Source organism: Rhizobium sophorae (assembly GCF_013087515.1).
GTDB lineage: Bacteria > Pseudomonadota > Alphaproteobacteria > Rhizobiales > Rhizobiaceae > Rhizobium > Rhizobium sophorae.
Map to the genome: position 1 here is coordinate 180,424 of NZ_JABFCN010000028.1, position 14,657 is coordinate 195,080.

Below are 14,657 nucleotides of genomic sequence, written 5' to 3' on the forward strand. Positions count from 1 at the left end.
GATCCTCGGCACAAGGCCGAGGATGACGCCGAATGGAGAGCGAGGCTTGGCGGGAAACAGGCCTTACGCCTTGCGCGCCCTGATGTGGAGGAAGATCGGCGCGATGCGGGTATCGGCGACTATTGGCTCGGCAAGCGCCACCTCGATTGACGCCATGGGCTCGCCGAAAGCTTCGATCGTCAGCCCCGCTTCGACGATCATCGACACCCAGGTCGCCAGCGTCCGGTGAAAGCGCGGGACGGCAAACGGCGTCAGCGTCGCCCGTTCGGCCTCGGGGATGGAGGAGAAGATCCAGCGATCGATCCGGCCGTCGCTTTCGTCGAAGTAATCTGCGATCTCAACCGCGACAGGCTCGCCGGCCTGATTGCGGATATTGCGGCGCGTCGGCGGCACAAAACAGGGGTGCAGGATCGAAAACTGCAGGAAGCCGCCCGGCTTCAGGACCCGGTGGATGCCCTTCAGCACCTCGCGCTGGTCGGCCATGTCCATCATCGACATGAAGGCGGTGACGAAATCGAAGCTCGCCTCCGGGAAATCGATGCTCTGGCCGTCGCCGAGCACGTAATCGATGCCGAGTGGCGCTTGCGTCTCGGTCTCGCGGGCATAACGAATGAAGGTCGGGGCGATGTCGAGGCCGATCATGCGGGCGCCGAGGCGGGCGACGGCGCGGGTGTTGGAACCTTCCCCGCAGCCGAGATCAAGCCCGGCAAGGCCCGCGACCGGCGGCAGCATCTTCAGAAAGGCCGGCGTGTTCAGCGCGTCGCGATACTTGTCGTAACCCGCGCGGCTATAGATCGTCCAGGTCTCGGCATTGCTCTCCCAATGGGCGGCGACATCATTGGCGTTCATGGCTCTGCTCCTTGCTCGATCGGGATGGGCGGGGAGCTATAGGCGGTGCGGGTGACAATGGGAAGACAGGCAGTCCACTGTAAGCGCTTCACGCCTATGGATCATGACCAGCGTGCACTATCATGCGATCGAGAGGATAGGGGCTGCTTTGTCCGACGAAGTGATCATCCGCGAACTGGTCGGCCTCGATCAGATGATGACAATTTTCCCGCTGTACAGCCAGGTTAGTCGCCTGAGTGAGGCCGTGGTTTGCCAAAGACTTTCAGCCATGTTTGCACAGAGCAACCACCGCTGCATAGCAGCATATATCGACGAACGGATGGTGGGTGCGTCGGGTTTCTGGACCGGCACTCAGTTGTGGTGCGGCAAGTATGTCGAGGCGGGCAACGTCGTGGTAGACAGCGCTCTCCGCGGTCAAGGCATCGGCGGCAAGATGATGGCGTGGATCGAGGCGGAGGCGGACCCGCCTCGCGCGGCAGCGATTTTGCGGTCGCATGACCGGGCTTAGAGATGCCGGGGGACCTTTCCCTTCAGTAGTTGCACGAGGACGGGGTCCATGAATTCGTACTCGTCAGGAATATCCAGGCATATCAGCCGCTTGCCTTTGAGAGCTGACCGGTATTTGCCCTGGACTTTCGCACGGTGAGCCTTCTCCATGACGAAGACGATATCGGCCCATTCGATCAGTTCGTTCGATACTGGATTTTCGGCATCGTTGTTGGTGCCGGCCGAGGAGACCTCGATCTCCGGCCAGTTTGCGAAGACCTGTTCGGCCGTCGGGCTGCGAAGCTTATTCTGACTGCAGACGAACAGGACGTTTTTCACGTTTCGATCTCTCGTCAAGTGAACCGGGCCGGCGATAGCACAATTCCGTGTCCCAGCGAACCAAAGGAGTTGTTGCGTCAGCCGCCGCTCACATTCTTGAACGCGGCGATGATGCTTTGGGCGGCGAGCTGGGCCTCATCCGATGTCGTCTGGAAATTGGTGACGGAGAGGCGCAGGACGTCGCAGCCGCGCCATTTGGCGCCGCCGGCGAAGATCAGGCCGTCCGCCTGAATCTTTGCGATCGTCTTTCGGGTCAGCGCGTCGCCTTCTTCGGAGGGCAGGTCCGCTCCGAAGCGGATGATAAGCTGGTTCAGCGTCACCTCGTTCAGAATGGCGATGCCCGGTTGTTGCGACAGAAGATCGGCCACCAGCCGCGCTGAGGCGCAGCACTGGTCGATCAAGGCGGCGATGCCGTCGCGGCCGAGATGTTTCAGCATCGCCCAGGTCGCAAAGCCCCGCGCCCTTCTCGAAAGCTCGGGCACGTAGTGGGAAGGATCGCGTTCGCCTTTGCCGGCGAGCGGCAGGTAACTCGCGGCGATCGTCATGGCGCGGCGATGGGCGAGCTCGTTGCGGACGATCGCATAGCCGCAATCATAGGGCGTCTGCAGCCACTTGTGGCCGTCTGTCGCCCAGCTGTCGGCCGCTTCGATGCCGCGGCTGAGGTTGCTGATCTTCGCTGAAGCCTGCGCCCAGAGACCAAAGGCTCCGTCGACATGCACCCAGGCGCGCTTCGCCTTCAACAGCGGGATGATGGCGGCGAAATCGTCGAAGGCGCCAGTATTGATCTGCCCCGCCTGGAGAATGGCGATGACCGGTCCAGAGACCGCATCGAGCGTGCCCGCCAGCGCGGCGCGGTCTATCCGGCCTACCGGATCGGTGCGCACGCGCAACACGCGATCATGGCCGAGACCGAGGAATTGCAGCGCGGAGAAGACCGTCGTGTGGGCATCGTCGCCGATCAGAACGGTAATCTCAGGCGCCCCGAACAGGCCCTTTGCATCGGCATCCCAGCCCACCTGGCGCAGCACCTCGCCGCGGGCGGCGGCAAGGCAGGTGAAGTTCGCCACCGTCGCGCCGGTGACGAAGCCGACCGAGCTTTCGGCCGGCAGCTTTAGAAGATCGAGAAGCCATCTCGCCGCGACGGTCTCGACTGCGGCCGCGGCCGGGGCGGCGGCATGGTTTCCGGCATTCTGGCCCCAGGCGCTGGTGAGGAAATCGGCCGCGACGCCGACCGGATGGGAGCCGCCGATGACCCAGCCGAAGAAGCGCGGTCCGGTGGTTGCATGCAGCCCGGGTTCGGCGCCGTGCGAGAGACGCCTGATGACATCAAGCATATCGGAACCGGCCGCCGGCAGCGGCTCTTCGAAACAGGCAAGCGAGGCTGCATAGTCGTGGGTGGGCACATGGCGGGCGGGCGCTGCCTGCCGGAACTCGGCCGCAAGCCGGGCGGCTTCCTGAAACAGAGATGCGATTGCCGTCATGCGGATCCCCCTGCCGCCACCGATCCTCGAGGGGCACACCCTCGAAAGCAGGCTGCCGGCACCCACAATCTAGCCCATATCGCCGAGGCTGTCTTCGCTTGGCAGATCTCGGATCTGGGTTCCAGGGCCTTCCTTGGGCTTGCCGAGACCTCAAGATAAATTGAGCCTCGGGGAGGCGCTTCCTAAATATCTACAATAACTACCTTATCCCCTTCTGTGCATTTTTGAAATTTCGTGGCTCTTGTTGAAAATGATTGCCTTCGCTGCAAGTATCGTTCAATGTTGCGGAAATATCATTTGCGCCATTGTCAAGTTGGTGCTGCCAATCAGCGAGGGATATGCACTGAAATATTTCCTTCTCTACGCGCTGACATGCACGTTGGTCGGGATAGTTCTTCTCTTCATTATCCATGAAGTTGTACCGTTCACGATCGACAAGCCAACCGATCAATCGGTGGTCGGCTCAACTGATGAGCCAGCTGGCGGGCCAACCGAGCAGTCGGTCCGACCAACCGGCGAGCCGGTGCCCAGGCGAACAACAGATCAATCCGCCGTCCAGCCAGCCGATCCCTTGGTTGTCCGATCCACCGGCCAGCCGGTCGACGGGCCAGCCCGTGAACCGGTGGTCGGGCCAACCGGCGAACCGGCTACGGGGCCGCCCGATCAATCGGTGGTTAGTCCGACCGGCGAACCGGTCGTCCGGAAGGGTGGCCGTCTGGGGAGTCCGGCGCAGTGACCGGCGCCTGAGATGACGGATTTCCGTTCGATTTCGTAACTTCGAGCATATGCTGAACTATGAAGCTTCCCTGGTTGACGGCTGGGACCATCTGTATTGAGAGTACTTCTCATCTTGCAGGAGGTCCCGATGGATGGAAGCGGCACGACGATCAGGCATATCCAGGCAGACGAAGTGGAGGCTTTCCGGCGCATCCGTCTGGAAGCGCTTCGTACCGAACCGTCCCTCTTTGCAAGCCGCTACGAGGACTGGGAGGCTCTTTCTCTCGAGGAGTGGCGCAATCGCCTGAATGAGCCGGTTTTCATCGCTTTTCAGGGTGACGAACCCGTTGGCATAACCGGCCTGGTTCGGCAGCGGTCGAGCAAGATGGCCCATCGCGCGACGATCATCATGGTTTACGTGAGAAGGAGCATGCGCGGAACGGGCCTTGCCGGCAAGCTGCTCAGCGCGGTGACCGATCACGCGCGCGATATCGGCATCCTGCAGTTGGAACTCTTCGTCAGCGCGGAGAACCCGGCGGCAATACGCTTCTATCAGCGGGAAGGCTTTCTCCGAGATCGGCAGGATTCCCGGCGGGGTTCTGGAGGAGGGCAGGGAGATCGACGACGTCATGATGGCTCGCCGTTTGGTCGGTTAGGTCTCACGCGGATGGCTCAACGCATATCGGCTTGCGCGACCTATTGACCTCAAGCGGGGTTGGGGTTGCAGCATGCCGGCATGGGCTGGAGGTTTGGCGGTGACGAAAATTCTGAAAGACGAGGATCTGGTCGGCAGCGCGCTGATGATGATCGCGATCGATGCTCTCGAGACCGCTTTTCTCGCGAGAGCCGACAATCGACTGATCTCTCCGCCCCGGCACCATGTCTCGTTTCCCGATCGCGGCGATCTCGTCTTCACCGTCGGCGGCATCCTCGGCGAGAAACCGCTCGCGGGCTTCCGGGTCTATGAAACATTCGATGGGGCGGAGCATTCGCAGATCGTCGCGGTATGGTCGAACGATGACGCCAAGCTCAAGGGCATTGTTCTTGGAGAGCGCCTCGGCAACCTCAGGACCGGTGCGATCGGAGGTCTCGCCATCCGCCATCTCAGCGCGCCAGATGCCAGGACCGTGGGGATACTCGGCAGCGGAGCCCAAGCGCGAACCCAACTCGCCGCGGCTGCCGCCGTTCGGAATCTGGATCGCGCCCGCGTCTATAGCCGCGACGAGAAAAATCGCGCCGCCTTTGCAGCTGAGATGCAGCAGGCCTTGGGTATTGAAGTGGAGCCTGCCGGCAGCGCCTCAGAAGCCGTCGATGACGCCGACATCGTCATCTGCGCGACGACGAGCCGAACGCCCGTCATTCGTGCCAGGGATTTGAAGCCCGGCGTGCACGTCAACACCGTCGGCCCGAAAACGTGTGAGGGATACGAACTCGGCCTGGATATCGCCAATGTCGCAGCCGTGATTGCGACGGACTCTTCCGAACAGACGCGCGCCTATGCTTCGCCGTTTTTCCTGGCCGGCTCCGGCAATGAGCATCGCATGGCAGACCTTGCCGATATCATTGCCGGGAAGGCGGCCGGGAGAGGATCGCCTGGCGATACGACGCTGTTTTGCTCCGTCGGGTTGGCTGGAACCGAGGTCGTCGTCGCCTCGGCAATCCTTGATATGCTGTGAGTCTGTTTCGCTTACTCACGGCAGACCCAGCACATCTCTCATGGCGTATTCGCCGGGTGCGCGCCCCGCGATCCAGCGGGCGGCGGCAAGCGCGCCGCGGGCGAACATGCGGCGGTCGAGAGCCGAGTGAGAGAGCGTCACGACTTCCTCGGCGGCGGCAAACAGGACGCTGTGTTCTCCAACGATCCCGCCGGCCCGCAACACGGCAAACCCGATTTCGCCGGGCGGGCGCTCGCTGGTAATGCCGTCGCGCCCGCGCCGCTCGACGGATGCGAGGGAAACGCCGCGGCCCTCGGCGGCTGCCTCGCCGAGCATCAGCGCCGTGCCGGACGGCGCGTCGATCTTTTTGTTGTGATGGGCTTCGAGGATTTCGATATCCCAGCCATGCGCGGGAAGGGTGCGCGCGGCCTGGGCGACGAGGCCGACCAGCATGTTGACGCCAATGGAGAAATTGCCGGAGCGTAGGATCGGAATCCCGCGGGCGGCCTCTGCGATCCGTTCGAGTTCATCCGGCTCGAAACCGGTTGCCCCGATCACCACGGCCGGTCCGCCGGCCGAAGCGCACAAGCCGGCAAGTTCGGCGGCAGCGCGTCCCGTCGTGAAATCCAGGATTACGTCGGCCGCAGCGATCGCGGCCGAACGGTCGATCAGCCCGGTGCCCCCGGAGCCGTCACGACCGATGCCACCGACGAGCACAAGATCCGGATCGGCCGCCAGCAGTGGCAGGATGGCGCGACCCATGCGCCCGTTCGCGCCGGCGACGGCTATTTTGATTGGTGAGATCACGGTCTTTCCTAATTCAGGAGGACAGGTGTGGTGCGGAGACGTTTTGGCGTTTTGCATGCAGACCAAGCAAAACGATAGCATAAACAACGAGTACCAATGGCGTTTCCCACAAGATCGGAAGTACGATGAAGCCATCGCCAGGTCCGCCAACTTCGTCTGGCGCCATCGTTGGCGTCGTCAATATGGCGAGCGTCAACGGCGAGAAGAACACCCATAGAAATGCCGTTGTGTGTGGCAGCCATCTGCGCCGCTTGAGCCTTCGCGCAGCGAAAATAGCTGAAACAGGTATCAGGATGTTCAAAACGAAGACGAGCGAAAGCGCGATGAACTCCGGCAAGATTGTCGGGTAATGCGGATTATATTCCATCAGGTTTTCTCAAAGACGGCTATCGATGGGATGTGCTCCTCCACCGGGTGGCCTGAAGCTTACCAGTTGCCAGGGTCGGCGGTGTGGTCGATGCTGGCGAATTCATCGGCCTTCTCCCGGTCCAGCTTCACCTCCGTGGTCGCCTTCGTCTCGTCGGTGACCGCGTAGCGGTCAGGGACCGGTCCCCTTGATAGTTCCTGATACAGAAGCAGGGCGGCTTCCTCGGCGGTGTCGGCCTCGATCTCCCGGGTAATGGTGACGGTGAACTTGTGCATGGCTTCGGGCCTTTCGATCATCGTGCAGGCGTATGTGCAGCTAGCTCAGTCTGACACGAGTTTTGTGTCGAGGACACAAAAAGCGCATCGTTTAGAATTTGATTCATGCGACGGCTTTAGCTCTTTGTTTTTATGAGTGTCGTGGTGCCAAAACGCTGCATATTTGGTCGAGTTCAGCCGAGGGGGTAGATCATGCGCCTGAACCAGGTAACCGTTACGATGCCTGACCTCGATGCGGGCTGGAACTTCTACTGCGCTCTCGGTCTCAGGCCCATCGTCGACGCTCGTCCCAGGTATGCACGCTTCGTCTGCCCGGACGGGGACAGCACCTTCTCCCTGCATCAGGGCGAAAGTGGCGGTGGCGGAACCACCGTGTATTTCGAGTGCGAGAACCTGGACGAGACGGTCGGCAGCCTCAGCGAGGCTGGTCTTCATTTCGTGAGCGGACCCGAAGACAAGAGTTGGCTCTGGCGTGAAGCCGAGCTGTTCGATCCCGGCGGCAACCGCATCATCCTTTATTTCGCCGGATCGAACCGCACCGATCCGCCATGGCGAGTGGATAAGGTGGACCGCCCGAAGTAGGTCCTTGGCGCCGGCCGATCCCGACCATTCTCCGAATTGACGAATCGCGGCCGCCTCGGCATCTTTGGGTCGGCGTAGCCTAACGCCGAACCTCTCTAGACCCTCCCCAGCAGGGTCTTCAAACGGAGGCAAAGGGACTTTCGTCTCGGGTCGTGGTCCTTGGTCCTGATGTTTCGGGCCTGTTGCTGGGGAACACCGTCCGGAACGTGAGAGGCCATGATATGACTGAGAACGGAAATTTCAAACGGCGGGTGCGTGCGCGCGCCGCCAAGACGGGCGAATCCTACACGACCGCCCGCATGCATATTCTCCCCGAATCGACGAATGACGCAGCGCCCGAGGTGAAACGCCTGCGTCTCGCCGTGGCGCAGACCACCCATGCGGACGATCCCCGCGATATCGACAAGCTTCGCCGGAGTGGCGAGGAGATGCGGCTGCTGATGAGGCAGGCGCGAGAGGCGCGCGCGCGGCTCGTCCACTTTCCCGAAGGGACGACATCATCGCCGAACAAGCGCATCATGTCGGAAATCGGGCCGAGGGAGATCGGGCCCTCCGATTGGCGACGGTTCGAATGGGCCGTGCTTCGCGAGGAGTTGGATTCAACGCGCAGGCTGGCGCGCGAACTCGGGCTCTGGACGGTCATCGGCTCGGTGCATCCGCTGACGCCGCCGCACCGGCCGCACAACAGCCTTTATGTCGTCTCCGACCGCGGAGACCTGGTGACGCGCTATGACGAGCGAATGTTGTCCAACACCAAGATCTCCTTCATGTATACGCCGGGTTCGATCCCTGTCACCTTCGAGGTGGACGGCATCCGCTTCGGCTGCTCGCTCGGTATGGAGTGCAACTTTCCGCAAATTTTCACTGAATACGAGCGGCTCGACGTTCACTGCGTGCTGTTTTCGTCCACTGGAGGGACGCCGGCCAATGATACCTCCTTCGCCGCCGAGGTGCAGGGGTACGCGGCGAGCAACAGGTACTGGGTGAGTTTCTCGATACTCGCACATCCCGGCCTAGCTGATCCCGTGCCTTCCGGGATCGTCGCTCCCGGTGGCCGGTGGGCGGCGCAATGCGCTACAGATGGAACGGCCGCGATATCGCTTGCCGATATCGACGACAATCCCGCGGATATTGCCCGGCCGTGGCGGCGCAAAGCTCTGGGCGGCCTCTATGAGCCGCATCGCGTTGACGGCGACCCGCGCAGCGACGCGCGGGATATGTTTTAGAGCCGCGTCGCGCCGGCAAAGCGGGTAGCAACGATGCTGACCGCATTTGCGAAATTGTAACCCGCGGTTCCGCCGCCGCCTGCATACCCACTTGGTATCTCTGCGCCCAAGGACTTCGGCGCACTGGATCCCTGTGACGAGCGCAGGGGTGAGGGAGGAGAGATGTAGCGGCGCCTCCACCAATTCAGCGCCCGGCAAGTACATGCGTGAAATCGCTCGGGCCGGGCTGGAGAAAGAGGGTTTGCCTCTTATTTCAGAACGGAAATGCCAAGCGAAGAGCGAGAGGATCATGCAATGGCAAAAAACACGATCTGCGTATGGTACGACAAGGACGCCGAGGCTGCTGCCCACTTTTATGCCGCGACGTTTCCCGACAGCGCCGTCGGCGCCGTCATTCGTGCGCCGGGGGATTATCCCGATGGGAAACAGGGAGACGTCCTGGTCGTGGAATTCACCGTTGCGGGTATTCCCTGCATCGGCCTGAACGGCGGTCCTGTGTTCAAACACAACGAAGCCTTCTCCTTTCAGATCGCAACCGACGATCAGGAAGAAACCGATCGTTACTGGAACGCCATCGTTGGCAATGGCGGCCAGGAAAGTGAGTGCGGCTGGTGCAAGGACAAGTGGGGTGTGTCCTGGCAGATTACGCCGCGCATCCTCTCCGAAGCGCTGGCGGCGGGTGGCGGTCAGGCAAAGCGTGCATTTGACGCGATGATGACCATGAGGAAGATCGACGTCGCGGTGATCGAGGCCGCACGGCGCGGCTGAGGTAGCTTCGCGCAGAACGATCTTTTACTAGGGCTCGCATCTGGTGCGATCCGGCCCGGTGGCGTCTTCGCGGTCAGCTCAGAACCAGAGATCGCGTACGCAACGCCCCTTGGACGGAAGGTCTTCAAACGTATCCAGGCCATCGAAATGATCGACAGCCAGATCCTGAATGAGATCTGGCGGCGCAAGCCGGATGTTGACAGCCATGCGCCGGCGGCCATCCTTTCGAAGCCGCAAGCCGCGCCAACTCAAGACACAGGCGCAGGAGGGGCAGAACAATATTTCGAGAGACGGCTCGTCCCTGTCGGCGCGGGTGTAGGAGGAGGTCTCACCGGTGAGAGCGATGCGCTCCCCTTCGTAGTCATAGGCCCACAGCGTGCCGTAGCGTCGGCAGAGCGTGCAGTTGCAGGCGGTAATCGAGCCCGGATCACCTTCGAGTTTCCAGCTTGCCTTGCCGCAATGACATGAGCCCGTCAGCATGAGCGTCGGTTCGATCCTGCTTTCTATTCAAGGACGGCATCCTGCCTCAATCGCGCGATGACCGCAATTGGGCGATCCAGTGCCAGGTCTTGGCTATCGGCGGCTCAGGTGTCCGCCTTTATGGGAGCCGGACGATTTCCGCTGTGAGCGGCGGTTTTATCTATCGTGTTATCCATGGATGCCTGCAGGAGCCTTACGAGCCAGGCCACGCCCTCGTCACCCATTGCCGCCTTCGGTGCAGCCGCGTTGATGGCGAAGCGTCCGAGGGGCAGGGGAGGGTTGACGCTGACGACGCCGAACCGCGCGGCATGCATCTCGACGAAGCGGCGCGGCAAGGCCGAGATAAAGTCGGTTTCCGCAAGCACGGCGAGTGCGAACATGAAGTTCGGGACCGTCAGGGCCACTTGCCTGGAGCATCCATGGCTGGCCAGCACATTGTCGACAAAGCCATGTGTATCGCCCATATGCGAGACCACGAGGTGCTGCATGGCGCAGTAGGTGGCCAGCGTCTGATCTGTCAGCAAAGGGTGGCCCTGACGCGCAGCGATGACAAAATCCTCCTCGTAGAGCAGTAGGCTTGCAAAGCGGACCGGAAACTCGGCCTGAGGAATGATGGCGATGTCCATGTCGCGGGCTTCCAACGCGGCCAACGCATCGCGCCAAGCCAGATCAGGCGATGGCTCGCCCTGCCTGGGCAGCAATTGCCGGACGCTGATTGCGATGCCGGGAGCAGACTTGGCCAATAGATCGAGCAATGGCGGCAAAAACACAGACGAAACGCCATCGGGCGCGCCGATCGTAAATCGTCGCTGGGAGCGGGCTGGATCGAATGGTTCCGCTGTCGCTACCACGCTGCGAACACGGGCCAATATATCGGCGATGGGTGCGGCAAGTTCCTCGGCCCGATCGGTCGGAACGACACCTTTCGGTGTTTTGAGAAACAGCGGGTCACCCAGCAGTATGCGCAGCCGACCAAGACCGTGACTGATGGCCGAAGGCGAGAGGTTTAACCGCTGCGCCGAACGCCCGACATGGCGTTCCTCAATGACAGTCTCGAACAGCACGAGCAGGTTGAGATCGATTCTGGAGAGATCAATTTGGTTCAGCATATTGCTGAAATCGTATCATTGGATTCATCATTGTGAAAGTGGGAAATAACCATCATTCCGATATTGCCGGCCACCAATAGGAAGATCCAATGTCCTCTTTCAAAAACAAAACGGCGCGCGGCGACCAACCCGTGCACGAGGCCACAACCGTGTCCCGGCGAGCCGCCCTGACGATGGCGATCGCTGCAACAGGGCGCGTCGCGCTTGCCGCCCCGGCATCCGATGAGACGTTGCCAGGCATCATCCGCCGCACAGAACAACAGGCAGCGGCTTTCATGGCCGGCGACATGACAAGGTGGGCGAGCCTGATCCAGCTCGATGACGATTTCACCCTGATGCAGCCATTCGGTGGCCCGGCCAGCCATGGCTTCGACGACGGTCCCGAGCATCTGGCCGAACTCGCTCGATACTTCCGCAACGGCGGTGGAACCCTGGAGGTGGAAAAGTCCTACGTCTGCAGGGATCTGATCGTACTGGTGATGATCGAGCGCCAGCATGGCGAGGTTGGCGGCCTGCCGGACCAGAACTGGTCGCTGCGCGTCACGCAGGTCTATCGCCGGCATGGATCGGACTGGCGGCTCGCCCATCGTCATGCCGACCCCCTGGTTGGGAAGATCTCGCTGGAACAGGCCGCAGCCCTGGCCCGAGGCGAATGATGTCAGTCCGGATTGAGGTGATCGCCCTTAATGGGAATGCTGCGGGTCAGCCTTTCACGATAAACGCCTGTTGGGAGATTCTCTGAAATTTCTGATTGAGATGGTGGCCGGAAGATGATTTTCTGCGACCTAGCGTAGCTGAGTCCACGCCTCCTCCCGATTTTTGATCCGAGTGGCCCATGTCGATTTCAGATGCGATCTATCGTCCCTTCGAAACCTTGATCCGGCCGCTCGACCTCCCTTACCGACCGCTGCCGGCCAAGGGGCCGGTGGCCGTCCTTTTGCATTTCATCTCGATGTTTCGAGGCGTTCTGATTGCGCTCGCGCTTGCCTCCATGGCGATCGAGGCCATCAATCTGACGATCATCTGGGGGCTTTCGGTCATCGTCGACGGGGTGACGCAAAAGGGCGCGCCAGCTTTCCTACACAGCGAATGGCCACTGCTTGCCTTCCTCGGGCTGCTGATCTTTCCGGGTATGCCGATCGCCTCGTTCCTACTCAACACGTTCAACTCGCATACGCTCGGCGTCGGCATGCCAGCCGCCATCCAGTGGCAGGGCCACAAGGCGGTGGAGCGGCAGGATCTCGCCTTCTTTCACGACCTTTTTGCCGGGCAGGTCGCCTCACGCCTGTCACAGGTGGTGTCCTCCGTCCAGCAGCAGATCATTATTGCCTTCCAGACCGGTCCGCGTTTCCTGCTGCAGATGATCGGCTCGGTGATCCTGCTCATGAGCCTGTCCTGGCAGCTTGCCTTGCCTGTTATCGTCTGGATCGCGCTTAATGTGGCGCTCGCCATCAGGATGGCGCCGACCTTTGCCGAACGCTCGCGCCGTACCGCCAAGCAGCGCAGTCTTGTCGCAGGCGCCATCACTGATCTCTACACCAACATGCAGATGATCAAACAGTTTGCGGCCGAAGACAGCGAGGCGGGCGCAATACGCCGCGTCATTCAGAAATCCGTGCAGACGCAACATAGTGAGCAACGTATCTACCGCACGTCGGAATTGATCGTCGTGGCGCTCAACATGGTGCTGTGGCTCGCCATGCTTTCGATCGGCTTTTCGGGCCTCGTCAAGGGCTTTCTGACGGTCGGCGAGTTCGTGGGCGCGGTCTATATCCTCCAGCGGTTGTCTTCGCACACCTTCACTTTTCTGCAGATGGGCCAGCAGATCTTTCAGGCGATCGGCACGATCAAGGACGCCATGCCCGTCCTAACGACGCCGCCCACCATTACCGACCGGCCTGATGCGAAAAGCCTGATGGTCAGCCGCGGAGAGATCCGTTTCGAAAACGTCGACTTCGCCTACAAGTCAGGCAAACCTGTCATCGACAGACTATCGCTGACGGTCCGGCCCGGCGAAAAGGTCGGGCTGGTCGGTCTCTCCGGGGCTGGCAAGACGACGCTCGCAAACCTGCTTTTACGTTTCTACGACATTCGCGACGGCGCGATCCTGATCGACGGTCAGGACATTCGCGAGGTGACGCAGGCAAGTCTTCGCCGTGCCATCGGGGTCATCGCGCAGGACGTCGCGCTGCTGCACCGTTCAGTCGGCGACAATATCCGTTACGGCCGGCCGGAGGCGACGAAGGACGAGATCGAAGCGGTGGCAAAGATGGCAAGCGCCGATGGCTTCATTGCCGATCTCGCGGACGGCGAGGGCCGCAGGGGCTACGACGCCTTCGTCGGCGACCGCGGCATCAAGCTCTCCGGCGGCCAGCGCCAGCGCGTGGCCATCGCCCGCGTTCTCCTGAAAGACGCGCCGATCCTGGTGCTGGACGAAGCGACCTCCGCCCTCGACAGCGAATCCGAAGCCGCCATCCAGGAAAGGCTGAACTTCGTCATGGAGGGAAAGACGGTGATCGCCATCGCCCACCGCCTGTCGACCATCGCCAGGATGGACCGGATCGTCGTGCTCGACCACGGGCGCATCGTGGAGGAGGGCAGGCCGGACGAACTGGTCGAACAAGACGGCTTGTTCGCGCGCCTATGGAAACGCCAGACCGGCGGCTTCATTCCCGAAGATATCGACGAACTCTTCTCGGCCTCGCCTGCGACCTGATGCGAGTGCGCTATTCGACGAGCCCGAAGATAGGGCCGTAACCGCCGTGCCAAGACCGGTCGTTGCGGCCCATTTCGGGGTTGTAAAGTCCGACACCCCGTCCGCCATCGAGAAACAAGGCATCCGGGCATTTCAGATGGTCGCGGAAGAGCCGTGCGAAATCGTGGAAATTCACCCCGTCTTCGCTCATCGCGAAACGAACCGCGCCGCGCTCGCAGACGCCGACACCGCTGCGGCGGGTTCGGTCGGTCGAGCCGACGATGAAGATCGGGTTCAGCTTGTTGGCGATGACAAGGATCGGACCGGATTGCGTGGCGAACCGCACTTTGGGCCGATGCTTAAGAAATTCATCCGTCGGGAGTATGCCGGCGCTTGCTTCACCCAGAAAGAACACGCCGTTCGGTTTCTTATAGAAATTCGGTACCTGACCGGCGGAGCTTTCGGCCTCTGTCGTATTGGCGGGTTTTAATTCCCTGCCGTTCTCGACATAGAGTCCCATCGGCGAAAAATCGGCACGATACATCCCGGCGTTAACAGCTAATGTCAGTGTTCGCCCCTCGGCGCGAACGGCTTCGGCAAGGCTTGAAAAAGCGCGGTATGGCGCGCCGTCGGCATTCTTCCAGAATAATCGCAGGTCGGCTTTGCCCGGCTCCAGCGTGCAGACGACGTATTTCGCCTCTTCGAAGCTTTGCTGTTCGCATTGTTCAGCATGCTCTTGATGCAAGGATGTCATCGTTGCTGCCAGCATGATGGCGACGGCGAGTATGCCGTGTTTGAGATAGGTCATCGGTGCCACATCC

At 61.3% G+C, this 14,657-nt stretch carries 17 protein-coding genes and 1 pseudogene; 9 read left to right on the forward strand and 9 right to left on the reverse strand.

Going from position 1 to position 14,657, the window contains the following annotated elements; genetic code table 11:
- Window positions 1-63: 63 nt before the first annotated feature.
- The gene (locus tag G9X64_RS16590; protein WP_171376978.1) at window positions 64-849 is read right to left on the reverse strand and encodes a class I SAM-dependent methyltransferase; all 786 of its coding nucleotides are present in this window, start codon (window positions 847-849) and stop codon (window positions 64-66) included.
- Between the two features lie 103 nt (window positions 850-952).
- On the opposite strand from G9X64_RS16590, the gene G9X64_RS16595 reads away from it, so the two are divergent.
- Entirely contained in the window at window positions 953-1,357 is a 405-nt protein-coding gene (locus G9X64_RS16595) for a GNAT family N-acetyltransferase (protein WP_246270971.1), read from the forward strand.
- Here G9X64_RS16595 and G9X64_RS16600 read toward each other — a convergent pair.
- Both G9X64_RS16600 and G9X64_RS16605 read right to left on the reverse strand, forming a co-directional pair.
- A complete protein-coding gene (locus G9X64_RS16600) occupies window positions 1,354-1,674 on the reverse strand; it encodes a low molecular weight protein tyrosine phosphatase family protein (protein ID WP_171376979.1) in 321 nt (106 codons plus the stop codon). The genes G9X64_RS16595 and G9X64_RS16600 overlap by 4 nt on opposite strands.
- A gap of 77 nt (window positions 1,675-1,751) precedes the next feature.
- The gene (locus G9X64_RS16605) at window positions 1,752-3,155 is read right to left on the reverse strand and encodes a pyridoxal phosphate-dependent decarboxylase family protein (RefSeq protein ID WP_168313880.1); all 1,404 of its coding nucleotides are present in this window, start codon (window positions 3,153-3,155) and stop codon (window positions 1,752-1,754) included.
- 313 nt (window positions 3,156-3,468) lie between these two features.
- On the opposite strand from G9X64_RS16605, the gene G9X64_RS16610 reads away from it, so the two are divergent.
- From G9X64_RS16610 to G9X64_RS16620, 3 genes and pseudogenes are all read left to right on the forward strand, one after another.
- The gene (locus G9X64_RS16610) at window positions 3,469-3,891 is read left to right on the forward strand and encodes a hypothetical protein (RefSeq protein WP_168314362.1); all 423 of its coding nucleotides are present in this window, start codon (window positions 3,469-3,471) and stop codon (window positions 3,889-3,891) included.
- Window positions 3,892-4,020: 129 nt separating this feature from the next.
- Window positions 4,021-4,528 (forward strand): annotated as a pseudogene (locus G9X64_RS16615) (GNAT family N-acetyltransferase).
- A 99-nt stretch (window positions 4,529-4,627) separates the two neighbouring features.
- Window positions 4,628-5,548: an ornithine cyclodeaminase family protein gene (locus G9X64_RS16620; protein ID WP_168313878.1), complete on the forward strand. Its 921-nt coding sequence runs from the start codon at window positions 4,628-4,630 to the stop codon at window positions 5,546-5,548.
- 15 nt (window positions 5,549-5,563) lie between these two features.
- Here the strand turns inward: G9X64_RS16620 and dapB are convergent, their stop codons facing one another.
- From dapB to G9X64_RS16635, 3 genes are read right to left on the reverse strand one after another with little or no spacing between them, the layout of a single operon-like run.
- Window positions 5,564-6,334: a 4-hydroxy-tetrahydrodipicolinate reductase gene (dapB, locus tag G9X64_RS16625; protein WP_168313877.1), complete on the reverse strand. Its 771-nt coding sequence runs from the start codon at window positions 6,332-6,334 to the stop codon at window positions 5,564-5,566.
- Between the two features lie 13 nt (window positions 6,335-6,347).
- Complete coding sequence (locus tag G9X64_RS16630; RefSeq protein WP_168313876.1) at window positions 6,348-6,701, reverse strand: hypothetical protein; 354 nt, start codon at window positions 6,699-6,701, stop codon at window positions 6,348-6,350.
- Between the two features lie 59 nt (window positions 6,702-6,760).
- Window positions 6,761-6,976, reverse strand: coding sequence for a hypothetical protein (locus G9X64_RS16635; protein ID WP_168313302.1), 216 nt, complete (start codon window positions 6,974-6,976; stop codon window positions 6,761-6,763).
- Window positions 6,977-7,168: 192 nt separating this feature from the next.
- Here G9X64_RS16635 and G9X64_RS16640 point away from each other — a divergent pair, with 192 nt between their 5' ends.
- From G9X64_RS16640 to G9X64_RS16650, 3 genes are all read left to right on the forward strand, one after another.
- Window positions 7,169-7,558, forward strand: a complete 390-nt coding sequence (locus tag G9X64_RS16640) for a VOC family protein (RefSeq protein WP_168313875.1) — start codon at window positions 7,169-7,171, stop codon at window positions 7,556-7,558.
- A gap of 221 nt (window positions 7,559-7,779) precedes the next feature.
- Entirely contained in the window at window positions 7,780-8,784 is a 1,005-nt protein-coding gene (locus tag G9X64_RS16645; RefSeq protein WP_171376980.1) for a carbon-nitrogen hydrolase family protein, read from the forward strand.
- A gap of 294 nt (window positions 8,785-9,078) precedes the next feature.
- Window positions 9,079-9,552: a VOC family protein gene (locus G9X64_RS16650; RefSeq protein ID WP_171376981.1), complete on the forward strand. Its 474-nt coding sequence runs from the start codon at window positions 9,079-9,081 to the stop codon at window positions 9,550-9,552.
- 78 nt (window positions 9,553-9,630) lie between these two features.
- On the opposite strand, the gene G9X64_RS16655 is transcribed toward G9X64_RS16650, so the two are convergent.
- The gene (locus G9X64_RS16655; RefSeq protein WP_168313272.1) at window positions 9,631-10,032 is read right to left on the reverse strand and encodes a GFA family protein; all 402 of its coding nucleotides are present in this window, start codon (window positions 10,030-10,032) and stop codon (window positions 9,631-9,633) included.
- 104 nt (window positions 10,033-10,136) lie between these two features.
- Window positions 10,137-11,141, reverse strand: a complete 1,005-nt coding sequence (locus G9X64_RS16660; RefSeq protein WP_168313872.1) for a LysR family transcriptional regulator — start codon at window positions 11,139-11,141, stop codon at window positions 10,137-10,139.
- An 89-nt stretch (window positions 11,142-11,230) separates the two neighbouring features.
- Here G9X64_RS16660 and G9X64_RS16665 point away from each other — a divergent pair, with 89 nt between their 5' ends.
- Window positions 11,231-11,797 carry a YybH family protein gene (locus tag G9X64_RS16665; RefSeq protein WP_171376982.1) on the forward strand — a complete coding sequence of 189 codons (567 nt, stop codon included), beginning with the start codon at window positions 11,231-11,233 and terminating at the stop codon, window positions 11,795-11,797.
- A 179-nt stretch (window positions 11,798-11,976) separates the two neighbouring features.
- A complete protein-coding gene (locus G9X64_RS16670) occupies window positions 11,977-13,857 on the forward strand; it encodes an ABC transporter ATP-binding protein (protein ID WP_168313870.1) in 1,881 nt (626 codons plus the stop codon).
- Window positions 13,858-13,867: 10 nt separating this feature from the next.
- On the opposite strand, the gene G9X64_RS16675 is transcribed toward G9X64_RS16670, so the two are convergent.
- Window positions 13,868-14,644: a phosphodiester glycosidase family protein gene (locus G9X64_RS16675; RefSeq protein WP_171376983.1), complete on the reverse strand. Its 777-nt coding sequence runs from the start codon at window positions 14,642-14,644 to the stop codon at window positions 13,868-13,870.
- Between the last annotated feature and the right edge of the window lie 13 nt (window positions 14,645-14,657).